General features: G+C 43.7%; 15 protein-coding genes and 3 tRNA genes. 14 read left to right on the forward strand and 4 right to left on the reverse strand.

All coding sequences use genetic code 11. The features are described from left to right. On the forward strand, positions 1 to 1,350 hold a 1,350-nt coding region (locus KL866_RS16895), incomplete at its 5' end, for a dihydroorotase (protein ID WP_251140125.1). Between the two features lie 135 nt (positions 1,351 to 1,485). On the opposite strand, the gene KL866_RS16900 is transcribed toward KL866_RS16895, so the two are convergent. After that, on the reverse strand, positions 1,486 to 2,502 hold the full coding sequence (locus KL866_RS16900; RefSeq protein WP_025255003.1) for a GTP-binding protein: 1,017 nt from the start codon (positions 2,500 to 2,502) through the stop codon (positions 1,486 to 1,488). Between the two features lie 170 nt (positions 2,503 to 2,672). On the opposite strand from KL866_RS16900, the gene KL866_RS16905 reads away from it, so the two are divergent. Further along, positions 2,673 to 5,723, forward strand: a complete 3,051-nt coding sequence (locus tag KL866_RS16905; protein ID WP_214996126.1) for an FAD-binding and (Fe-S)-binding domain-containing protein — start codon at positions 2,673 to 2,675, stop codon at positions 5,721 to 5,723. Between the two features lie 17 nt (positions 5,724 to 5,740). Then, positions 5,741 to 7,609 carry a CocE/NonD family hydrolase gene (locus tag KL866_RS16910; protein ID WP_214996128.1) on the forward strand — a complete coding sequence of 623 codons (1,869 nt, stop codon included), beginning with the start codon at positions 5,741 to 5,743 and terminating at the stop codon, positions 7,607 to 7,609. 68 nt (positions 7,610 to 7,677) lie between these two features. Here KL866_RS16910 and KL866_RS16915 read toward each other — a convergent pair whose 3' ends face one another. Continuing rightward, a complete protein-coding gene (locus tag KL866_RS16915) occupies positions 7,678 to 8,580 on the reverse strand; it encodes a LysR family transcriptional regulator (protein ID WP_025255006.1) in 903 nt (300 codons plus the stop codon). A 231-nt stretch (positions 8,581 to 8,811) separates the two neighbouring features. Here KL866_RS16915 and KL866_RS16920 point away from each other — a divergent pair, with 231 nt between their 5' ends. After that, positions 8,812 to 9,261, forward strand: coding sequence for a MaoC/PaaZ C-terminal domain-containing protein (locus KL866_RS16920; RefSeq protein WP_025255007.1), 450 nt, complete (start codon positions 8,812 to 8,814; stop codon positions 9,259 to 9,261). A gap of 139 nt (positions 9,262 to 9,400) precedes the next feature. On the opposite strand, the gene KL866_RS16925 is transcribed toward KL866_RS16920, so the two are convergent. Both KL866_RS16925 and KL866_RS16930 read right to left on the reverse strand, forming a co-directional pair. Next, positions 9,401 to 9,565 (reverse strand): entericidin A/B family lipoprotein, encoded by a 165-nt coding sequence (locus KL866_RS16925; protein ID WP_081765829.1) that lies wholly within the window; start codon positions 9,563 to 9,565, stop codon positions 9,401 to 9,403. Between the two features lie 17 nt (positions 9,566 to 9,582). Continuing rightward, on the reverse strand, positions 9,583 to 10,566 hold the full coding sequence (locus tag KL866_RS16930; RefSeq protein WP_025255008.1) for a mechanosensitive ion channel family protein: 984 nt from the start codon (positions 10,564 to 10,566) through the stop codon (positions 9,583 to 9,585). Between the two features lie 421 nt (positions 10,567 to 10,987). Between KL866_RS16930 and KL866_RS16935 the strand changes: the two genes are divergently transcribed. The 10 genes from KL866_RS16935 to infB all read left to right on the forward strand — a co-directional run bounded on the left by KL866_RS16935 (position 10,988) and on the right by infB (position 24,195). Then, a complete protein-coding gene (locus KL866_RS16935) occupies positions 10,988 to 13,693 on the forward strand; it encodes a TonB-dependent receptor (protein ID WP_025255009.1) in 2,706 nt (901 codons plus the stop codon). 190 nt (positions 13,694 to 13,883) lie between these two features. Further along, positions 13,884 to 14,186: a 4a-hydroxytetrahydrobiopterin dehydratase gene (locus KL866_RS16940; RefSeq protein ID WP_025255010.1), complete on the forward strand. Its 303-nt coding sequence runs from the start codon at positions 13,884 to 13,886 to the stop codon at positions 14,184 to 14,186. A gap of 201 nt (positions 14,187 to 14,387) precedes the next feature. After that, positions 14,388 to 14,464 (forward strand) — tRNA-Met (locus KL866_RS16945). Between the two features lie 53 nt (positions 14,465 to 14,517). Further along, positions 14,518 to 14,594: transfer RNA gene (locus tag KL866_RS16950), tRNA-Met, on the forward strand. Between the two features lie 53 nt (positions 14,595 to 14,647). Further along, a tRNA-Met gene (locus KL866_RS16955) sits at positions 14,648 to 14,724 on the forward strand. 188 nt (positions 14,725 to 14,912) lie between these two features. Then, positions 14,913 to 18,248: an MHYT domain-containing protein gene (locus KL866_RS16960; RefSeq protein ID WP_025255011.1), complete on the forward strand. Its 3,336-nt coding sequence runs from the start codon at positions 14,913 to 14,915 to the stop codon at positions 18,246 to 18,248. A gap of 13 nt (positions 18,249 to 18,261) precedes the next feature. After that, complete coding sequence (locus tag KL866_RS16965) at positions 18,262 to 19,263, forward strand: two-component system response regulator (protein ID WP_025255012.1); 1,002 nt, start codon at positions 18,262 to 18,264, stop codon at positions 19,261 to 19,263. Between the two features lie 300 nt (positions 19,264 to 19,563). Further along, positions 19,564 to 20,022 carry a ribosome maturation factor RimP gene (gene rimP / locus KL866_RS16970; protein ID WP_025255013.1) on the forward strand — a complete coding sequence of 153 codons (459 nt, stop codon included), beginning with the start codon at positions 19,564 to 19,566 and terminating at the stop codon, positions 20,020 to 20,022. 45 nt (positions 20,023 to 20,067) lie between these two features. Continuing rightward, the gene (gene nusA, locus KL866_RS16975; RefSeq protein ID WP_025255014.1) at positions 20,068 to 21,564 is read left to right on the forward strand and encodes a transcription termination factor NusA; all 1,497 of its coding nucleotides are present in this window, start codon (positions 20,068 to 20,070) and stop codon (positions 21,562 to 21,564) included. Between the two features lie 24 nt (positions 21,565 to 21,588). Continuing rightward, positions 21,589 to 24,195 (forward strand): translation initiation factor IF-2, encoded by a 2,607-nt coding sequence (infB, locus tag KL866_RS16980; protein ID WP_025255015.1) that lies wholly within the window; start codon positions 21,589 to 21,591, stop codon positions 24,193 to 24,195. Positions 24,196 to 24,307: the final 112 nt, after the last annotated feature.

A 24,307-nucleotide genomic window follows, 5' to 3' on the forward strand; every position in this document is an offset into this window, starting at 1 on the left:
TTTTATACGAATAAACCTATGAAAATCACAATTAATAACGCTACCACCACGTCTCATCTTTTGGGTAGAGATACCGATGACCTTGTTACTATTTCACTCGCTATAGAAAAGGGTAAAATTACTCAGATTTCAGAACATCCACTACCAACATCACAAACACACCCCAAAGAAAACGCTTTCGAAAAAGTGATAGATGCTACCGGTCTATTTCTGTCCCCGGCATTGCTCGACCCTCAGGTACACTTTAGAGAGCCAGGTATGGAGTACAAAGAAGATATCGCGTCGGGAAGCCGAGCGGCAGTAAAAGGCGGTTTTGCATCTGTGGTATCGATGCCAAATACAATGCCCACCGCTGATAATGCAGATGTAGTCGCTTTTATGGTAGAAAAAGCTAGGGTGTCGGGTCTGTGTAAAGTCTATCCTACAGGGGCGCTGTCGAAGGGTCTTGAAGGCAAAGAGATAACAGATTTTAAAGCCCTTCAAGGTGCTGGTGCTGTAGCCATTACTGACGATGGTAAAGGCGTTCAAAATGATGGCTTGTTTAAGCAGGCACTCATTAATGCTAAGACACTTGATATGCCTGTACTTGATCATAGCGAAGATGAAAGCTTGTCAAATGGCGGTGCCATTCATGAAGGAGAGGTGTCTCAAAAGCATTGTATAAAGGGAATTAAAGCATCCTCTGAGTCGGTACATGTAAAACGGGGATGTAACTACAGTGAAGAGACTGGTGGTCATTATCACGTCCTGCACGTTTCTACCGCAGACTCAATAGACGCTATCAGACAGGCTAAAGCTAAAGGAGCTAAAGTCACGGTAGAGGTGTCGCCACATCATTTACTGCTGTGTGATGAGGATATCCCTGTTAAAGCTGATGGTACACTTGACGCGAACTGGAAAATGAACCCGCCCCTTCGTTCCAGGCGCGATATGCTTGCGTGTCGAAAAGCGTTAACAGAGGGGATAATTGATGCTATTGCTACTGACCATGCTCCTCACGCTCCTCATGAAAAAGCTTTGCATATCGAAAAAGCGCCGTTTGGAATTATAGGATTAGAGACCGCATTTGCGCTTATTTACACGCATTTTGTCAAAACAGAAAAGCTAAATTTAAGTACCGCTATTGACCTTATGAGTAAGCAAGCTGGTGCAATATTTAATATTAACTGTGGAAGAATTGAAAAAGGGGAAGATGCGGACTTAGCGCTATTTGATTTGAATACGCCGTTTACGGTAACCCCTTCATTTTTCGCCTCTAAGTCTCAAAACTCTCCTTTTATCAACGAAACCTTGTATGGCGAAACACACTACACGCTGGTTAATGGAGAAATTAAATATGCAAGACCTTGAGAATTTAAGCCGTTAGCAATTTGCATTAACTTTAATTTAAACGCGCTGTCAGACACGCCGAAGTTTCGGGTGCGAGTCAGCGCAGACCAATTAAGCCAATATGAATTTAGTTAGTAGTAGCCTGACGGTACATGTTTAGTTAGTGATAACACAGTCAGCTAATTCGGCATCCCACTTGGTATTGACGTTAGCTGCAATAATTTCAATCTTACTTTCAGCACATTCACTTAGCTCCCTTTCAACTAAGTTTCCGTCTGCGAGGTTGTAGCTAAAAATGCCCGCACTCGTGATCATAACCGCTTTTAACCGTTCCACTTCTAGCTTATTTATCCACGCTAAAAGTGCATACCTATTGAATTCTATAGAAGGGGAAAAGCGCCAACCTACAGCTTTAAAGCCTTCGCCTTCATTTTCAATTTTTAAAAAACCTGAATCTGGGAATGCTTGTTCGTTGATTGAAGGAGAGGGCTCACTGTTGTGGTGATGATGCGCATGCGCTTTCATTTCTACTAGGGCTTCCGATTTCCCCTGCAATATTGCAAACGGCAATACGCCATGCTCGCAAAGTATTACTGGCGTAGTCGGTTTACCTCTTTTAACAACATAGCGCTTTAAATTCTCTTCCTCATTCTCGCCGTAAAGATCGCACTTATTTCCTACAATGACATCGCCAATATCAATTTGTTGATTGAAAGTAGCGTGAGAGGTATACCTTGGGTCTGATAACTTTCTCGCATCAACTAACGTGATAGTACGTTGAATATCTAACACGTCTTGATAATGTTCAGCGCTCAAGGTTTGCATAACTTCCACAGGGTGGCCTAGTCCAGTAGGTTCAATAAGTAATCGATCGGGTTTTGATTGGGCGAGCAACTGATTTAATGCTATTTGCATAGGTAAGCCTGCCGAACAACACATGCACCCGCCCGGTACCTCTTTGATGAATATCTTCTGAACATTATCTGGATTGGACTTGTTGTTACTATACGTACCCTTCACGAGAGCGCCATCAATGCCTATTTCGCCGAACTCGTTAATTAAGATTGCCCAGCATTCATTTGAAGGTTTTTGTTCTAGCAGGTGTAGGAGAGCAGATGTTTTACCCACCCCTAAGAAGCCCGTGATAATATTAGTTGGTACTGCTTTAATCATAGTTATATGCGCTCTTACTATGCGATGAGTTACTAAAATTTAAGGTATAGGCTATCACACCACTGTGGTTAGCCCTATGATGCACGTGTGAAATGTTATATTATAACAATAGCTGGTAATGCATGCCATTATGACGTTGGCCTGCCAATTATTAAAAGGAAAAGAAGGTCGTGACTCTTCCTGCCATATTAACTGACTCAACGCTAATCGCCCAGTACAGTGAATTTATTGAGAGCCTACGCGCAAGCGAGTTTACTGGCGATATAGAAACTAGCTATAGCGCTCGCATAGCTCAAGCCACTGATAATTCTGTTTACTATAAACTGCCACAAGCCGTAATTTATCCAAAAAGTAGTGAAGACTGCCAACGTATTGGGCAGTTAGCGGCTAAGTACCCTGACGTGTCGTTTGCTCCTCGGGGAGGCGGTACAGGTACCAACGGGCAAAGCCTAACCGATGGTATTGTTGTAGATATTCGCCGTTATTTAAACAACGTTATTGAGTTAAATGTGGAAGAGGGCTGGATAAGAGTACAGACAGGGATAGTTAAAGATGCGCTTAATGATATTTTGCGCCCCCATGGCTTATTTTTTTCACCGGATCTTTCTACTAGCAACCGAGCCACATTAGGCGGGATGATCAGCACTGATGCATCAGGGCAGGGGTCGCTCGTATACGGTAAGACAAGCGATCACGTTATCGGACTTAAAGCGGTGTTAGCTAATGGTGAGGTAATTGAAACTGCAAAATTGCCCATGGAAAAGGCAAAGCGAAAAGCCAGCGAGGATACCGTTGAAGGCGCTATCTACAGACAAGCTATAAACACGTGTGTTAATTATAAAAGTGAAGTGGACCGGACTTTCCCAAAGCTAAATCGCTTTTTAACCGGGTATGACTTAGCCCACGTATACGATAACAACTATATCGATATCGGTAGGTTGATAACAGGTGCAGAAGGGTCTTTAGCGTTTGTAACAGAAGCGGTATTAACTCTAGATAAAATATCGCCGGTTAAGGCATTAATAAATATTTCCTACCGCTCATTCGATGCGGCACTGCGTCACGCTCCAAAACTACTTGAAGCGAAAGCGACAAGTGTGGAAACGATTGATAGTACGGTACTCAATTTTGCTAAAACGGACATAGTGTGGCACGACATACAACACTTGATTACCGACGTTCCAGATGAAGAGCTGCTAGGCTTAAATTTAGTGGAATATAACGCCAACTCGATAGAGGAAATGAAGGGGCATATTGACTGCCTCAAAACTGCTATTGAAGATGCGATTAAGCGAGGTGAGGGCAATATTTCAGGCTACAGTGTTACCTATGACAAAGCCGATATTCAACGCATTTATGCAATGCGAAAAAAGGCAGTAGGATTATTAGGCAAAGTCAAGGGAGACCAGAAGCCCATCGCTTTTGTTGAAGATACGGCGGTTCCCCCTGAGCACTTAGCGGATTTTATCGCTGAGTTTCGCGAGTTGCTCGACAGTCACAACCTTAACTATGGCATGTTCGGACATGTTGATGCCGGCGTTCTACATGTAAGACCCGCTCTTAATTTGGCTGACCCTGAGCAAGAGACGCTTATGCATAATCTTTCAGATAATGTGGTGAAGCTTGTGTCTAAATATGGCGGTCTAATGTGGGGGGAACACGGCAAAGGCTTTCGTAGCGAGTATGGCCCCGAGTTTTTCGGTGAAACACTGTTTAATGAAATGCGCAAAATAAAAGCGGCGTTCGACCCTTACAACCAGATGAACCCTGGAAAAATATGTACACCATTAGGCAGTAAGGATGAGTTAGTCTCTGTTAAAGCGCTCAAAAGGGCGAGTATCGAAAGAGTTATTCCAGTATCTGTAAAACGCGAGCTTGCGCCAGCCTTTGAATGCAATGGAAATGGCCTTTGTTTTAACTACGAACCAGCTTCCCCCATGTGTCCTTCAAGTAAAGTAACGTCAGACAGACGCCATACGCCAAAAGGCAGAGCGAGTATGTTAAGGGAATGGGCGCGGCTGCTATCTTTAAGCGGGAAGATAAACGAACAAAACGGAGATGCTTTCTCCTACAAGCACTTTAAAAGCAATGTGTTTTCTCGCTTCAAAAACTCGCTACTAACCAAGGAACCAGATTTTTCCCATGAAGTAAAAGCTGTTATGGATGGTTGCCTGTCGTGTAAGTCATGTACTCACCAGTGCCCGGTAAACATTGATGTTCCTCACTTTAAATCTATCTTTTTATCTATTTACTACCAACGCTACATGCGCCCACTAAAAGACTTGCTGGTGGCAAACGTAGAAACGCTAGCGCCTTTAAGTTCAAAAGTAGCTAGGCTCCATAACATGCTTCTTCGGCAAAAATGGGTGAAATGGCTTTTAGAGAAGAAGGTGGGTTATGTAGACACGCCGTTGCTGTCGTATCCAACCCTAATCGACAGAGTGAGTCCGATTGTCACAGACGTTGATATAGAGAAACTAAAATACGTTGATGAAAATGAAAGAAAAAAATATATTGCAGTGGTACAAGACCCTTTTACCAGTTTTTATGATGCAAACAGCGTAGAAAGCCTAATAAACGTTATTAGTAAGATGGGCTTAAAGCCTTTACTCGTGCCTTTTACCCCAAACGGTAAACCTGCTCATGTAAAAGGTTTTTTAGGGAAGTTTGAAAAACAAGCGTTAGATTCTGCAAGACGCCTCAATAGTATACATGAGTTAGATATTACTATGGTGGGAACCGACGCTTCATTGGTATTGTGCTACCGTGATGAATACCACAAATTTTTAAAAGATAAGCGCGGGGACTTTTTCGTTCATACCATTGATGAATGGCTGGCAAACGCGCTGCCACACAGCCTAAACACGGATACTGCAAATAACAACGCTAGTGAAAAACAGTTTTCTCTGCTTGCGCATTGCAGTGAAAAAACCGCTATGCCAGATACCACAAAGCGCTGGCAACGTGTATTTCAACAGCTAGGAGTCAACCTAACCCATAAACCCGTAGGCTGTTGCGGTATGGCGGGGACATATGGCCATGAAACCTCGCATTTAGAAACATCTAAAGCACTTTATGCGCTCAGCTGGGCGCCTGTTTTTGAACAAAACAAGAAGTTTGCAGAAGTACTTGTAACTGGTTTTTCCTGTCGTAGCCAAGTGGCGCGCTTTGAAGGAAAAAAGCCACGCCATCCTATAGAAGTGGTAAATGAATTAATCTAATAACAAAAGGACAGATAATGAAAATGGTAATGCGCAGCGTGATGCTGCTGATGATTTTGTTTACGACTGATAATGTCTTTGCACAACAAAATGATGAAAACCCTCGTGAGGCATACATACGGGCTAACTTCACCAAGTATGAGTACCAAATTCCAATGCGTGATGGCGTAAAACTGTTTACGTCGGTCTATATTCCTATTGATGATACTCAAAAGTACCCAATCATGATGCAGCGAACGCCGTATCGCGTCGCGCCGTACGGAGCGGACAAATACAAAGCTAAATTAGGGCCAAGCGAAGCATTCGAGCAAGAAGGGTTTATATTTGTTTTTCAAGATGTGCGGGGAAAATTTCGCTCAGAAGGCGAATTCGTTAATATGCGTCCGCAGGATGCTTATAAGCGCGGAAAAAAAGCGACAGATGACGCTACTGATACTTACGATACCATCGATTGGCTGGTAAAAAACGTAAAAGGAAATAACGGCAAAGTAGGGATGTGGGGAACATCATACCCAGGCTACTATACGTCGGTTGCCTCAATTAATAGCCACCCTGCGTTAAAAGCTATTTCACCACAAGCACCTATTGCAGATTGGTTTTTTGACGACTTTCATAGAAATGGCGCTTTCGTAACCCCGATGGCATTTATCTTCTTTGATACCTTCGATAAACAGCGAGAGGGAGAGTTCTCTTATTGGCCTGAAGGAATGAAGTCAGAAACGCCAGATGGCTACCAGTTCTTTAGAAATTTAGGTCCGCTAACTAACGTTAATGACAAATACTTTCATAAAGAGCGACCGTTTTGGAACGAAGTCATTCAACACCCCAACTATGACGAGTATTGGCAGTCTCGCGATGTATTGCAGCATTTGACAAACACCAAGCCTGCTACCTTAGTTGTAGGTGGTTGGTACGATACAGAAGATCTATACGGCCCACTGTACACTTACCAAACTATGTCTAAAAAGAATAAAAAAGACCATGTTAAGCTAGTAATGGGGCCTTGGTATCACGGCCAATGGCAAAGTGAAAAAGGCGGAGCCGAACTTGGCGAGGCACAGTTTGGCTTTGATACCAGTGCTTGGTTTCAAAAAGACGTGTTGCTACCGTTTTTCAAAACCCATTTAAAGGGGGCGAAAGAAGCAGAAATAGCTACCGCAACTATGTTTGAAACAGGCAGCAATCGCTGGCGTAAGTTTGATGTATGGCCTCCTAAAGCTGGGTCACAGCAAACCATGTATTTAGCAAAAAATGAAAAGCTTGTTACTACGAAAAGCGATAGTGGCAATAGTGAATATATAAGCGACCCTAACAAGCCGGTTCCTCACTCAGCTAAGATTAGCCGCGGCTGGGATAGACCCTATATGGTAGAAGACCAACGTTTTGCTGCCCGAAGACCTGACGTCTTAGTTTTCGAAACCGATACTCTTGATAGTGACTTAACCATTGCGGGTGCTATCGACCTAGATTTGTGGTTTTCTACAAATAAATCAGCGGCTGACATTGTTGTAAAGGTTGTCGATGTTTTCCCTTCTATCGATGAAAACAATAACAAGGTGGATATGAATCGCGGAAATCGTCATGAACTGGTTCGCTGGGGCGTATTGCGTGGGCGCTTTCGGGAGAGCATGAGCGAACCTAAAGCATTCTTACCCAATACACCCACTAAGGTAGAATTTGAATTATACGACCTTCTGCATACGTTTAAGCGCGGGCACAAACTGCAGATTCAAATTCAAAGTAGTATGTTTCCCTTTATCGATATGAACCCTCAAAACTATGTAGAAAATATCTTTGAGGCAAAAGAGAGTGATTTCACTAAGGCGATCCACACAATTTATCACGACAAAGATCATCAAAGCGCTATTCACTTCAAAACGCTATAGCTATTTTAGCTCAAGAAAAAGCCCTGTGAAAAACAGGGCTTTGTTATCATTAAGCACAAATATTTAAACTAGTGTTGCTTGAAGTTACTTGCCACTTCCATAATTTGCTCACGCATCCACATATGGGCGTAATCGTGGTCTGCGCTAACATGCCAATACAAATAGTATTCAACTGGGGGGAGGTCAAAGGGAAGTTCGTAAATAGCTAAGTCATAGTGCTTCGCCAAATGAAATGGTAAGCAGGCTATTAAGTCAGTTTTCACTATGGTACTCGGTACAGTTAAAAAGTGCTGCCCGCGCATGACCTCTTTTCTTCTTTTACCCATTTTGTCGAGTGCAACATCAATAGGACCCGCGCCCGATTTACGCTGGGAAACGTTGATATGACCTAAACGCAAAAACGTATCTAAATCCAATCCATTTTTAAGGGCAGGGTGGTTTTTGCGAGCAAGCACTACAAATCGGTCTTGTGCAATTTTCTCTTTGCACAGATGAGGGTCGGTAAAGGTAGACGCATCGGCGAAGAAATCTAGCGTACCCGCTGCCATTGCTGATACCACTTGGCTGCGAGGAATTTCGTAATTCGTCAAGGTTATATTAGGCGCTAGATTTTGTAAACGAGACACCAACCGAGGCATAATACTTACTTCTAATAAATCTCGGCTGGCGAAGTTAAACGACTTCTCTGCCGTAAGAGGGTCGAACGTGTGACTTTCTTGTACGCTTTTGCGCAGCAAAGCGAGTGCCTGTCGGGCCGGTACTATTATGTTTTGTGCCACTGGTGTCGGTGTCATGCTGTGGCCTGTTCGCACAAATAATGGGTCGTTCAGCATTTCTCTTAACCTGGCTAACGAGTTACTTACTGCAGGCTGGGTGATACACAAAACATCAGCGGCCTTGGTTAAACTACCTGCCGTATAAATAGCGTCGAATACGGCAAATAGGTTTAAATCAATTCTATTGAGATTCATAACAAGTCCTTTAAGGGCGAGTGCCCTGATAAAAAGCCAACAGATGAAGAATCGCTGCTATTTTCGCAGCGAGAATAAAGCAACTTTAGAGTCTGTTGCTACATAGCATCTACGATTAATTTACGTTAGTGTAACAAAATTACTTATAAATACCTATTATTAAAAGTTAATTGAAACATTCAAGTGAATAATAGTAGTTTTGTCGTTAATAAATGGAGATTGGACTTAAAAATGAAAACGCTTTTAGATTTGTCGGTTGGGGATGCGCTTGAACAGGCTGATTTTTTAACAGTAACACAAGACATGATTAATCAATTTGCTGATGCAACAGGCGACCACCAATGGATTCATTTAGACAGGGCGCGGTGTGAGAAAGAAAGCCCGTTTAAAACAACCATCGCGCACGGCTTTTTAAGCGCAAGTCTTATGCCTAAGGCATTCGGCGAAGTACTCGCTCCCAGTGACAAAATAGCCTCAATGATAAATTACGGTATCGACAAACTTCGTTTTTTAGAGCCCGTTAAATGCAACGACGCTTTAAAATATCAATTTAAACTTGTTGATGTGAGTGATAAGCCTCAAGGTAAGCTCTATAAGGTAGAGGCCAGCTGCATTTTAAAGTCGAGCGGAAATCCTGCACTAGTCGGTAGCTTTTTAATGCTAGCCGTTATGAAGCCATAAACGTGAAACTAAATTTCTTTACTAGACGCCATACTTAGCGTTTATAAAGCGTTCATATAATTATGCTAAATAAGGTAACGTAAGCAAAAAAGGCCAGATAAAAACAACGTTATCTGGCCTTACAATTGATGTGACAAACTTAATTTGACGCTTCTTGTGCACCTTCTTCAACGGCTTCACCGGCACTTTGAATATCTTCGCCCGCGCCCTCAATAGTAGCGCAACCACCCAAGCTCCCTATACTCGCTGCAAAAATTAGTGCTAAAAACGTATGTTTGCGTGTTGTTGAATTTAACATTTCCATTTGTTTCTCCTTTGGTTTTACTCATCATCGGCATGATTTGCATTGTCAGCCGCTCTTTCGCCACCTTTTGGTTGTGACGAAGAATCATTGTTAGATGAACTGTGCTCATCTCGCTGCTTAAGCATGGCATTTAGCTTATCGCCACCTTTAGCATTAAAATCTAGTGTTCTAATGGGGAACGGAATTAAGATATCGTTATTCTCAAGTACGGTTTTTACTGTGTTAATCGCGTCGTGGCGCACTACCATGAAGCCTGGGTCGCCCGGGTATCGGATCCAAAACCACAGCAATAAATTAATACTCGAGTCGCCGAATGATTCTGCGTAAACCGCAGTTTCATCCTTCTTAATAACATAGTCTTTGTCATTCATAGCCTCGGTGATAACTTGTGCTGCTTTTTCGATATCATCAGCGTAAGATATGCCAACGGGTACCTCTATTCTTCGGTAACCTAAATACGAATAATTGGTCAAGATATTGCGAAACAGGATCTTATTTGGAATAACTTCCAGTTGACCGTAAAAGGTCTCAACGAGTGTATTTCTAAGATTAATTTCCTTCACATTGCCAAACACCCCTTCAGCTTCTATAACGTCACCAATGTCAAAGGGCTTTCTAATTCCCATAGCTACGCCAGCAATGAAGTTTTCGGTCATGTCTTGGAAAGCGAAACCAATGGCTAGGCCAACAATACCCGCGCCAGCAAGAAGTGATGTGACCGTGCCTTTAAGCCCCACAAAATCAAGGGCGATAAATATACCGGCAATAAGAACAATGGCTTTAATAATAGATGTGAGAAGACCGGCTATTTGACGAGACTCAAAAGTTCGTCGCATAAGTTTACCGGCGACATTGCCTATCATCTTGGCAATAAGACCAAAAACAATTGCGATGACAAATGCAACGACGATGTTAGGTAATAACGTAATTGCGCCTTCAATCCACGTTTCTAGTTTTTCACTTAGAAGCTTATACACTTCATCTATTTTGGGAAAATCCATAGACCTCATTACCGTTTATACGTGATGACATTGAATGTATCAAAAACTGTTCCGGTAATTTTTATTGTTCAAGCTGTTGATATAATTGGTTTTTGTGTGTTTTTGCTTTCGTGGCATACGCTATGCCAGTGAATAAATTACGCACTTAGAGAAACATCTTCTCATTAACGCTCACTATCTTTCCCTCTAAGTGCTCTTGTTTTAGCCTTAAGTATATCTGGTCTGACCATGTGTAAAATTAATGTAAACATATTATTCACAATAAATTTACAAAGTGGGAAATCACACATAGTATCAATCTTGTAGGTCGCTATTTTTAAGTGACGTATCACAATAACAACATAAAATCGAATAGCCTGTTACTAGCGGAAAGTGTGGGTAGTAGTGCCGGTAGTGATAAGCCCAGATTTGGAATCACACTATGAAATTTAAAACGCGTAAGACTGCAGTGGCCGCAATGGTCGGTACTGCTTTATTTTGCTCACCGTATATCGCATCAGCCCAAGAATCTGACGTTGAATCCGAGCAAGAAGCTAAGAAAGACGTAGAACTTATACTTGTTACCGGAAGTTTTGTTCGCAGAAGCGAAAACTTTGAATCACCATCTCCTCTAGCTGTTGTAGATAGCGTTGCCATCGACGCAATCGGTGCGAAGAATATTGCCGATATCACCCAGACACTTACGATTAATACGGGCGCAGAGAATAACCCAGATGCGTTTACACAAAACGCGACGGCAGGGACTTCTAATATTAACCTCCGTGGCCTAGGCGTAGCGTCTACTTTAGTGCTTCTTAACAATAAGCGCCAAGTGGTTACCGCTCAGCCGACAAACGAAGGTCTCAATTTTGTAGATACCAGCTCGTTAGTGCCTATGATTGCCATCGACCGTATGGAAGTTGTTAAGGACGGAGCATCAGCCCTTTACGGTTCTGATGCGGTTGCTGGTGTAGTTAACTTTATTACAAAACGTAATTATGACGGTGCAATGGTCACTGCTGATTACCAAGACGGCGCGCACGGTGATAATAAAGAATACATTTTACAAGGATTGTGGGGCGCAACCGGCGATAACGGGAGTGTCTTAGCTGCTATCAGCTACACTAATCGTTCACCACTATTCTTAAGCGATAGACGTTTAAGTCGTCCTCAGGATGACACGAGTGCATTAGGTAACCCTGGTTCTTTCTTTTTAAATGTTCCCGGCGTAGGGGCTTTGCCAATTATTGATCCATACGGGTGTGAAGACTTTGGCGGGGCGCCAAACTTACTTGCCCCTAGCGGCACTATTCCTGGTTTAGAAGTCGGCTTCTGTGGCTTTGATTTTGGTAAGTTCTACTCATATGTAGCTGATGAAAGTCGAACCAATGCTTATGTTCGTGCAGATTATGAATTCGATAATGACATAACCTGGACAGCGGAATTCAGTATGGCAAGAAACCGCGCAGAGCGAGGCGGTGCGCCGAGCTTCCCTATACTCACTTCACCTATCGTGCCTGACTATCACCCGCAAAATCCGTTTGGGCAATCAGTCGCCTTCTTTGGAAGAGCGGAAGGAAACGGTTTTGATGGTGATCCAGCGAATACTGAATCAGATACTCTTCGTTTCAGTACAAGTTTGCAGGGCGTGACAGATACAGGGTTTTGGGAAGTAAGCTATACGCGAGCGGTAAATGATTTCGTATTTCAAGTACCTGATGTACTAAATACCGAGTTCCAACTTGCGCTCTACGGATATGGTGGTTCTAATTGTGACCCAATTGCTGGTTCGCCTGGTGTTGGTGATTGCCAATTCTTCAACCCATTTGCAAATTCTTATACAAACGCACCGAACTCAGATTACGTGGTAAGTTCCTTTACCGGTACAGAGGTTATTGACTCAAAAGCGGACCTTGAAGTGTTTGAAGCGTTCACATCGTTTGATGTGTTTGAAATGGGCGGTGGCTTTGCAGCTTTAGCATTAGGCGTGCAATACCGTGAAAATCAGCTTAGCCAAGATTACGATGACCTAGCCAACCAAGACAGTTTTACCTTTGTAATCGGTAACCCAGATATTGATGGAAGCCAGGATGTATGGGCGGCCTTTGGCGAGCTAGCATTACCAATTAATGATGAATTAGATGTTCAATTGGCCGTACGTTATGAAGATTACGGCGGTACTATTGGTAGCACGGTTGACCCGAAACTAGCGGTGTCATGGAGAGCCACTGATGAATTTTCACTGCGCGGCTCAATATCGACGTCATTTAGAGCGCCAACGGTATTCTTAGCTCAAGGTGGTGCTACATCCTTGCAGCAACTTATTGACCCTGTTCAAGGTGCAACTGCATTCGTCGCTGTAAGAACATCAGGTAATGAAGATTTAAAACCAGAAGAGTCGACAGCATACAATATTGGCTTCTCATATGAGCCTTTCAGAGACTTCTCTATTGAAGTAGATTATTGGAACTTTGAGTTTGAAGACTTGATTATTCAAGAGAACGCCCAGGCGGTTTTAAATCAAGATCCAACAAACCAAGATCGTGTTGTCCGAGCTGGCGACCCGCTAACAGGACCAGTACTTCAGGTGAATAACACTTATGTTAACGCGAGTTCTTTAGAAACGTCAGGGCTCGATTTTGTTACCAGTTATAAAATAGAAACAGATTTTGGTAACTTTACGCCTACGTTAAATGCGACTTACATTACTAAATATGACTTGATGGACCCTCAAGCGGGTAACATAGACGGAGCTGGACGTCGTAATTTCAATAACATTGGTGTGTCTTCACCAGAGCTACGTGCGAACTTAGGATTAGCTTGGAGTAACGACATTCATGCTGCGAATATCTTCCTGCGTTATATTTCTTCCTATGACGACGATCAAAACTGTGCTGATGGCACAGCGAACGTGGGTGGTTGCTCAACTGGCTTTTATGAAGTTGATAGCCACTTAACGGTAGATGCTCAGTACAATATTGATTTGGGTGGTTTGTATGACACCGAGCAAAGTTATGTGTTAACGATAGGCGCAATTAACTTGTTCGATGAAGAACCGCCACAATTATTCACTAACAGTGGTTTTGATTCTAAAGTTCATGATCCAAGAGGGCGTCAAATTTACGCTCGCTTTGCAGTTGAGTTTTAGTTAGTTCAAAAAAACGTGTAGCCTGCCTTTGACACTCAATGTTAAAGGTAGGCTTTTTTGTAAACTATAGCCTCCACTTTTTACTCCCTTTTTAACTGCCTGATTTTCTATTCTTGAACCGATTGATTAAAGTATTGGGTATAAAGCTCAAAGACTTGTCTACGCAATTGTAATGTATAGGGAGAAAAGAATGGCGATGAAGCTATCGGAAGAAGAAATTAGTGAAAAGTTGGATGCTTTAAACGAGTTAGTCTCAGATGGTGCACTTTGGGAACGAAGTGGTGACACCATCAAAAAGACCTTCATGTTTAAAAGCTTTATTCGTGCATTTGGATGGATGTCTCAAATAGCGATTTGGGCAGAAAAACTAAAACATCACCCTGAATGGTTTAATGTATATAACAAAGTAGAGGTGACATTGACCACTCATGACGCCGATGGTTTGAGTGAACTCGATTTTTCACTTGCTGAAAAAATGGAAAAATTTAAGTAGGCCGAGTATTTGGCCATAAAAGGGGGCTGTAAACTGCGGGTTTTGTATTAACTTTGCGCATATTGGTTAATTAAGCTGCTAACAGTCAGAAAAATGAAATATTTCGTGCCATGCCCCTTGTGTTGAGTAAGTCTCTATGTATAATACGCCCCACGTTGAAGCGAGGCACAAAACGCCGCAGCTACAACGATAATTTTCTGGCGCGGGATGGAGCAGTCTGGTAGCTCGTCGGGCTCATAACCCGAAGGTCGTAGGTTCAAATCCTGCTCCCGCAACCACAGAAAATAACCAGAATTTCAAAGCGTTGCAAAAGCAAGCTTTACCGTACAATCGCGGGATGGAGCAGTCTGGTAGCTCGTCGGGCTCATAACCCGAAGGTCGTAGGTTCAAATCCTGCTCCCGCAACCAATTTGTAAAACCAGAACTAAATAATATTGCGTAAGCAATATTTACCGTACAGTCGCGGGATGGAGCAGTCTGGTAGCTCGTCGGGCTCATAACCCGAAGGTCGTAGGTTCAAATCCTGCTCCCGCAACCACATTAGAAACCCAGCTTTTGCTGGGTTTTTTCTTTTCTGTTTGTGCAGTCCGTAAACATCCTCTCGATTTAACTGGCGGACATTAAGGTTGTTTCTAAGAAATAATTGCCGCACAGCATAGCCTAGTATGCTAAGTTAAAGTCATGCCACCATTGAATAATTAAACTTACAGGTAGTTTGGCCGCGCCATGATTGCTCGCTTTTTCACGTACGAAGGACACGCCACATTAATTGAAGGCGCTTATCATTTTCCCCTTGTTGCTCTGTCTTTACTAGTCGCTGTTTTCGCTTCATTTATGGCGTTTAACGTTGCAGGACAAGCAGCTGTCACGCAAGACAAATTAAGACGAAATACTTTATTGATTACAGGTAGCATAGCGCTAGGGGGCGGTATTTGGTCAATGCATTTTCTGGGCATGACTGCCTTTGACTTGTGTTTACCTGTCAATTACGACCCCTTGATAACTGCACTTTCTGCTATTCCAGGTGTGGCCGCAGCTTGGGTAGCTTTGAATCTTTTGATTAAAACCCGTATAAGCGTTACCGAAGTAGTCTTGGGCGGAGTGTTGATGGGAGCTGGGATAGGCACCATGCACTATAGTGGTATGGCAGCAATGGAGATGGCACCGCTTCTTCGCTATGACCTTGGTGTATTCGCTCTTTCTATCCTAGTTGCTGTTTGTTTGGCAATGCTATCGCTATGGATAAAGTTTGGTATTGCTGCCGCAACTAAAAGCAGAAAAATGCTGGGCAAACATGCATTACTTGCAAGTATTGTTATGGGGCTGGCCATTGCGGGTATGCATTATATTGGCATGGCTGCGGCAAGATTTGTTTTACCACCGGGTATGGAAACGTCCGGCCAGTCGTCAAATATCGCCGTCTATCTAGCTATTTCTATTGCTATAGTGACACTTGTGCTTATTACCATGGTGTTGGGGGTCAGTCTTTTATTTAAATATCGCGACGTGATGATGCGTGCTATAGAGAGCGAGCGAATTCAAAGTGCAATCACTGATACAGCCGTCGACGCCATTCTCACCGTAGACGATAAAGGCATTATTAAAACCGCCAACCCCGCTGTAAACCAAATTTATGGCTATACCCAGCAAGAGATAGTAGGTATCCGCGCTGCAGAACTAATCCCTCAAGAAAGACGACACCTATATGGTGATGACTTTTTTAGTCAGCGCGTTGTTCCAACTGAACAAATAATCGGCACCGGCAGGGAAGTTGAGGTGCTTAGGAAAGGTGGCGAACGAATTCCTGTTCGCTTAGGTGTTGGCTATACCAAAATAGACGGAAAGCCTGTATTTGTAACTTTCGCTTCTGATCTTAGAAAGCGAAAAGAAATGGAAGATGCTTTGCGCGAAAGTGAAGCCAAGTTTAGAAGTTTGATTTCCAATATACCTGGTATGGCTTATCGGTGTTTGAACATGCCAGGGTGGCCCATGGTGTTTATTAGCGATGCTGTGTTGGAAATTACAGGCTACACTCCAAGTGAGTTTGTTTTACCAGACCCAAAACGTTCTTTTGCTGATCTCTACCATCCAGATGATGTTGAGCGACTTTCGAGTCTTATCGCGGATGAAGGTACATTCTCGTATGAATACCGCATTATAGCAAAATCTGGGGATGTGAAATGGGTCACTGAACATGGTGTACATGTCAAAGACGATGAAGGCAATATCCTCTACGTAGACGGTTTTATCTCCGATATAACTCAAAGACGGGTTATGGAGAATGAGTTAAAAGCGGCAAAAGAAAAAGCCGAACAAGCCGCTGCTGCGCGTACTGCATTTCTTGCTAATATGAGTCATGAAATTCGTACGCCTATGAATGCAATAATAGGCTTTAGCGATCTTATGTTAGGAGAATCGCTACGCGAAGAGCAGAAATCTCACCTTACTACAATAAACCGTTCTGCACGGTCCTTGTTACACCTTCTCAACGATATTCTCGACAGTGCAAAGTTGGATAAAGGCAAGCTCGATTTAGATTATCGGGACTTTCTTATTCGTGAAGAATTGGACTTGGTCATCTCTACGTTTTGGTTAGAAGCAAAACGCAAAAAGGTTGGGTTAGCGCTTAATGTTGATTCTTCTGTGGCCAATGGCTATCGAGGCGTACCAGAGCGCATGCGACAAGTTCTCAACAACCTTATTAGCAATGCCGTTAAATTTACCCACGAGGGTGAGGTGACAGTTAACGTAAAAAGTGACGGGCGGTTTGTATATTTTGAAGTGTCAGATACTGGTATTGGTATGACGCCTGAGCAAGTAGGGCGGGTATTCGACTCTTTCTCACAAGCAGATGCATCGATGAGCAGGAAGTATGGCGGCACTGGCCTTGGTACCACTATCTCTAAACAGCTGGTTGAGTTAATGGGGGGAAATATTTGCGTCAGTAGTGAGAAAGACAAGGGTACCATGTTTACCTTCAGGCTGCCGTTGGAGGTCGTTGAAGTCAGTGAAGACGTTACAGATAGTATGGAGTCTGCGTCAATTTTAATCGACTCAAAGCTTAGCGTATTAGTGGTTGATGATGTACAACAGAATATAGAATTACTGTCTCTTCTTCTTACACGGGCGGGGCATCAGGTAGATACTGCAACTGATGGCTTACTGGCATTAGAAAAAATGCAGTCACGGTCATTTGACATTGTTTTAATGGATTTACAAATGCCCAAATTAGACGGCTTGGAGGCAGCGAAACAACGCCGTGATTATGAAAAAGAGCACGGATTGCCTCCAACGCCTATTATCGCTTTAACGGCAAGCGTATTAGTTCAGGATAAGCACGCTGCTCAGCGAGCGGGTATGGAGGGCTTCGCCAACAAGCCGGTGGACTTCCGGTTGCTAATGGAAGAAGTTGCGCGGGTGCTCAATCTTGATGCGCAAGTGGTAAATGCGGCTCATGGCTCAACAATTCAAACTAAACTAGAAACTGCGTTTAAGGTTGATAAAAACATTTTAGATTTAAGTAAAGCAGTGAATTTGTGGGGTAGTGAAGATGCGGTGTTACAGGAAGTTGATAAGTTCGCTATGGCATGCCGAGAAAAACTCGATGAATTAATGGGGGCTGCTATTAGAGAAGACTATGAAGCCGTTACATCGTTTTCACATGGTTTGAAAGGTACGTCGGGCAACCTTTGTTTGACCACCTTTTACCATACAACCAAAGAGATAGAAGCGAAGGCGCAAAAATCAATTGTTAACATCGAAGAGATTAACAGTCTTCGCGAAGCGCTGGACAAAATAGAATTAATGTTGAATGAATCGCCCCTGTATGCGGAAAATGCGATTAATGAAAGTATTGATAATGCATTGCTGCTTAGTCATCTTGAAGCTATGCTGGAAAGCGTAAACCAAAATATGGTTGATGAAACAGAGCTATCATTTTTAAGAGAAGTAGGGTGTTCAAGTCATAATGAGCAAATTAGCCAAATCCTCTTGGATATTGATGATTTTGAGTTTGAACTGGCGCATGAGCGTATTTCTACACTGATCAAAGAATTAAAGTAGCCAGAGACAGGGCATGTTAGAGATTGAAATAAACAAACCTACTTTACTAGTCGTTGATGATGAGCCTGTAAATTTGAGGGTTTTGAAGCAACTATTATCGTCGGACTACCAGCTTATTTTTGCAAGAAACGGCGAAGAAGCACTAAAACTTGCCGAGACAAGGCAGCCAAACTTAATATTACTCGATGTCATGATGCCCGGACTCACAGGGTTTGAAGTCTGTCGGCAACTTAAGCAAAAAGCGAGTACCAAACAGATTCCCGTTATATTTGTTACGGCCTTGACCGATGAACACGAGGAAACCGAAGGGTTTGATGCTGGCGCCGTAGATTACATAACTAAGCCAATATCCCCTGCTATTGTAAAAGCACGAGTAAAAACTCACCTTAGTTTAGTGCAGGCTGACGAATTACTCGATAGCCGATTACAAATCGTTCAGCGCTTGGGTAGAGCGGCAGAGTACAAGGACAATGAGACGGGCATGCACGTCATGCGCATGAGTCATTTTGCTAGAGAATTAGCATTGGCTTATGGTCTGTCAGCCAAGCAGGCAGAAATACTGCTTCACGCTGCACCAATGCATGATATTGGCAAAATTGGTATTGCTGATAGCATCATGCTTAAGCCAGGTAAGCTTACCGATGAAGAATTTGCGACCATGAAGCATCATCCAGAAATAGGTGCAGAGATAATCGGCGATTGCGGCGATTCTTTATTGTTGAAAGTGGCGAAGTCGGTGTCACTTACTCACCACGAGAAATGGGATGGAACGGGGTATCCTAAAGGGTTGGTGGGGGAAGATATCCCGATTGAAGGACGTATTTGTGCAATTGCTGATGTATTTGATGCGCTCACCAGTAAACGTCCCTACAAGGATGCGTGGAGTATTGAAAAAACCGTAGAATTTCTTCAAAGCCAAAAGGGAAAGCATTTTGAACCTAGGCTTGTCGATTTAATGATAGAAATTATGCCTAAAATTCTCGATATAAAGGCAACATTTAAAGACGAAGACTAGAGTCTACGTCTATTGGCTGTTGCTTAATGCGCCGCCTATACGTATAATGTGCGGATTAAGTGATGAGAGCGGGCTCCCTCATTAAAGGAAAGTAACGCACTTATCATTAGCAAGCTATCACCTATCGGTGTTTTACCCATAAGTTTGCAACTGCCCACGTTGGCAGGTATGGGTTCAGAATTTTAATAAAAGCCCCGCTAGTCCGGGGCTTTTTGTTGTATTAAAACCTGGAGTCAGCCTCGCTGAGCCGGGTGATGACAGGTGGGCTTTAGGCCCTTTTTTCGTTTTTGGAGGTTTGCATTGGCAAAACTTGAAGAGAAACTAACCGAAATGCTAGAGCCAGGTGTAGAAGCACTGGGTTTTGAACTGGTTGGTATCGAGTTTGTACGAGCGGGGAAACATTCGATTCTTCGCGTTTTTATTGATCATGAGAACGGTATTACCGTAGATGATTGTGCAGATGTAAGTCATCAGGTTAGCGCAATTTTGGACGTTGAAGATCCAATTAGCACTGAGTATAACCTTGAAGTGTCATCACCAGGTATGGACAGACCGCTTTTCAAAGAAAAGCATTACATTGAGTCTGTGGGTGAAGTGGTTCAAGTTCGTTTGTCTATGCCAATGGACGACCGACGTAATTTTAAAGGCAAAGTACTTGCGTGCGATAACGGCATTGTAAGTATTGAAGTGGATGGCCAGCAGTTCCAGTTAGCTGTGGCGAATATCGAAAAAGGTAACGTTGTTCCCACGTTCGATTAACGGAACAGCTCTGCTTTCATCGACGAAAGCATAAGAGAGGCGAAAATGAATAAAGAAATTTTGTTAGTGGCGGAAGCCGTTTCAAATGAAAAACAAGTGCCTAGAGAGAAAATTTTTGAAGCGCTAGAGTTTGCGATCGCTAGTGCAACAAAAAAGAAAAACGAAGGCGAAATTGAAGTTCGTGTAAGCATTGACAGAACGTCTGGTGACTTTGATACATTCCGTCGCTGGATGGTTATTCCTGATGATCAAGAGCAGGAAAATCCATTCGCTGAAATTACGATTTCTGCTGCGCAAATCGACGAGCCAGAGATACAACTTGGCGATTATGTGGAAGAACAGATTGAATCTATTAAATTCGACCGCATAACTACGCAAACCGCTAAGCAAGTGATTGTACAAAAAGTACGTGAAGCTGAGCGTCAGCAAATGATTGCTGAGTACGAAGACAAAGTGGGTGAGTTGGTTACTGGTACGGTTAAGAAAGTTAACCGCGACAACATCATCATCGATTTGGGTAATAATGCTGAAGGTGTTATCTACCGCGATGACATGCTTCCTCGTGAAACTTTCCGCCCAGGTGACCGTGTACGTGGTCTTCTTTACGTTATCCGTCCAGAAGCTCGTGGTGCACAGCTATTTATCAGCCGTACTCACCCAGACATGCTAGTTGAACTATTCCGTCTGGAAGTACCAGAAATTGCGGAAGAAACACTAGAAATCAAATCTGCAGCTCGCGACCCAGGTTCTCGCGCAAAGATTGCCGTTAAAACTAACGACAAACGCTTAGACCCAGTCGGTGCGTGTGTGGGTATGCGTGGTTCACGTGTACAAGCGGTATCGGGTGAACTTGGCGGCGAGCGTGTTGATATTGTGCTTTGGGATGAAAACCCAGCGCAATTCGTTATCAACGCAATGGCACCTGCTGAAGTTGCGTCAATTGTTGTTGATGAAGATAGCAACACAATGGACGTAGCTGTTGAAGCAGATAACTTAGCACAAGCGATTGGCCGTAGTGGTCAAAACGTTCGCTTAGCAAGCCAGCTTTCAGGCTGGGAACTTAACGTGATGACGGTTGACGACCTCAACAAGAAGCACGAAGAAGAAAACGCGAAGGTACTTAATCTATTTACTGCTGGTTTGGACATTGACGAAGAGTTTGCGTCTGTCTTGGTAGATGAAGGCTTTACAACTCTGGAAGAAGTGGCATACGTGCCTGCAAGTGAACTTTTAGCAGTTGAAGGGTTAGATGAAGAAATGGTTGAAGAGCTGCGCAACAGAGCGCGCGCTTTCCTAACCACGCGTGCACTGGCGAACGAAGAGTCGCTTGAAGGTGCAGAACCTACAGAAGCCTTATTAAATCTTGAAGGTATGAGTAAACACGTGGCTTATGTGTTGGCCAGCCGCGGCGTTACCGACCTAGAAGAATTAGCAGAACAAGGTACCGATGATATCAGTGATATCGATGAACTAGACGAAGAGAAAGCCGGTGCATTAATCATGGCGGCTCGTAATATCGTATGGTTCAGTGAAGAAGAGTAAGGTCAACAGGGGGATAATTACGTAATGGCAGATGTATCTATTGAAAAGCTCGCCAGCGACATTGGTACAACCGTTGACCGATTGGTTGGCCAGTTTAAAGACGCGGGTATTACTAAGAATGCCGGCGATCAGGTAAACGAAGATGAGAAACAAAAACTATTGGATCATTTAAGTAAGCAACACGGCAGCGCAGCTGAACCAACGCGTATGACACTTAAACGTAAGACAACTAGCACGTTAAGTGTTGGTAAGTCTAAAGAAGTGAAGGTGGAAGTACGCAAGAAGCGCACATACGTTAAGCGCAGCGACGTTGAAGAACAACAGCGTCAAGCGGAAGAAGAAGCGAAGCGTCTTGAAGAAGAGGCTCGTTTGAAGCGCGAAGCAGAAGAGAAAGCAGCAGCTGAAGCTAAGAAAGCTGCTGAAGAAAAAGCACGTAAAGCCGAAGAAGCGAAGAAGGCCGCTGATGAAGAGCGTGCACGTCGTGCGGAACAAGCCAAGAAAGAAGCTGAAGCTCGTAAGAAAGACGAACCAGAGCTGACTGATGCTGAAAAAGCAGAAGCAGAAGCGGCGCGTCAAGAAGAAGAGCGTCTGCGTAAAGCGCAGGAAGAAGAAGCGCAGAAGAAACTTGAAGAAGACGCCAAAAAGGCGGCTGACGAAGCGCGTAAATTGGCTGAAGAAAACGAGCGTCGCTGGAAAGAAGAAGAAGAGCGTCGTAAGAAAGCAGAAGCTGAAGAAGTTCACTTGCACTCTAACCGTTATGCTCAAGAAGCAGAAGACGAAGAAGACATGCAGGTTGAGCGTTCTTCACGCCGTCGTCGCAAGTCTAAGAAAAACGCCGGTGAGCATCTTAAGCAAGGCTTTAACAAGCCTGCAGCTCCAGTAGAGCGCGTTGTTAAGCTTGGCGCAACCATCACAGTAGGCGAACTTGCAAGTAAGCTTGCAATCAAGTCTAACGAAGTTATCAAAACGATGATGAAGATGGGCGAAATGGCGACTATCAATCAAGTACTAGACCAAGACACTGCGGTACTAGTAATTGAAGAAATGGGTCATAAGTACGAGCTTGTTAACGACAACGCCCTTGAAGATGAATTGCTAGCAGACGGCATGGGTGGTGAGAAATCAACACGTGCACCTGTTGTAACCATTATGGGTCACGTTGACCACGGTAAAACATCATTACTTGACTACATTCGTCGCGCGAAGGTTGCGGACGGTGAAGCCGGTGGTATTACTCAGCACATCGGTGCTTACAAAGTACAAACGGGTAATGGCGAAATCACCTTCCTAGATACACCAGGACACGCCGCGTTTACTGCAATGCGTGCTCGTGGTGCTACGGCGACGGATATCGTTATCCTTGTAGTTGCTGCAGATGACGGCGTAATGCCGCAAACGAAAGAAGCGGTACAGCACGCCCGTGCTGCTGGTGTACCTCTTATCGTTGCAGTGAATAAAATGGATAAAGAATCTGCTGATCCAGACCGCGTTAAAACTGAGTTATCTCAACTAGAAGTTATCTCAGAAGAGTGGGGCGGTGAACACCAGTTCTGTAACGTTTCTGCTAAAACGGGTATGGGCGTAGATGAGCTTCTTGATGCTATCGTTCTTCAAGCAGAACTACTTGATCTTAAAGCGGTAGCTGAAGGCTCTGGTCGCGGTATTGTTATCGAATCTCGTCTTGATAAAGGTCGTGGTCCGGTAGCGTCAGTACTCGTTCAGGAAGGCCAACTACTTGCTGGTGACATCCTACTTTGTGGTGAAGAGTACGGACGTGTTCGTGCAATGCGCGACGAAAATGGCAACGAGATTAAGGTTGCAGGACCTTCAACGCCGGTGGAAGTACTTGGTCTTTCAGGTGTTCCAGTAGCGGGTGAAGATGCAGCAGTTGTTAAAGACGAGCGTAAAGCGCGTGAAGTAGCAGCTAAGCGCCATCAGAAGAAACGTGAACTTAAACTTGCTCGTCAGCAAAAAGCGAAACTTGAAAACATGTTTGCGAACATGGAATCAGGCGACGTTAGTGAACTTAACATCGTTCTTAAGGCTGACGTACAGGGCTCTGTTGAAGCGATTTCTGAGTCACTGGTTAAGCTTTCTACTTCTGAAGTTAAAGTGAATATTGTAGGTAGTGGTGTAGGTGGAATTACCGAAACTGACGCAACCCTTGCGGCTGCATCAGGTGCTATCGTACTAGGCTTTAACGTTCGTGCCGATGCAACAGCACGTCGCGTATTGGAAGCTGAAGAAATCGACCTGCGTTACTACAGTGTTATCTACCACCTAATTGACGAAGTGAAAGCGGCCATGAGTGGTATGCTTGCGCCAGAGTTCAAGCAGGAAATCATTGGTCTTGCTGAAGTACGTGATGTGTTCAAGTCACCGAAACTGGGTGCAATTGCAGGCTGTATGGTTACAGAAGGTAATGTTAAGCGTAGCAACCCAATCCGTGTACTTCGCGAAAACGTAGTAATTTACGAAGGTGAGCTAGAATCACTGCGTCGCTTTAAAGACGACGTACAAGAAGTACGTAACGGTATGGAATGTGGTATCGGCGTTAAAAACTATAACGATGTGAAAGTAGGCGACCAAATCGAGGTCTTCGAAATCGTTGAGGTTAAACGCGAAATTTAATTGCCTTAGTTAATTCGGCATGTGAAAAACGGGGGCCGAGTGCTCCCGTTTTTGTCTGTGTAAAGCAAACGGCCTCAAGCATGCCCTACGTTAAATAAGGAAAGGAGAGTAC

The sequence above is a fragment of the Alteromonas sp. ALT199 genome, from assembly GCF_018619335.1.
In the GTDB taxonomy this organism is placed as follows: Bacteria; Pseudomonadota; Gammaproteobacteria; order Enterobacterales; family Alteromonadaceae; genus Alteromonas.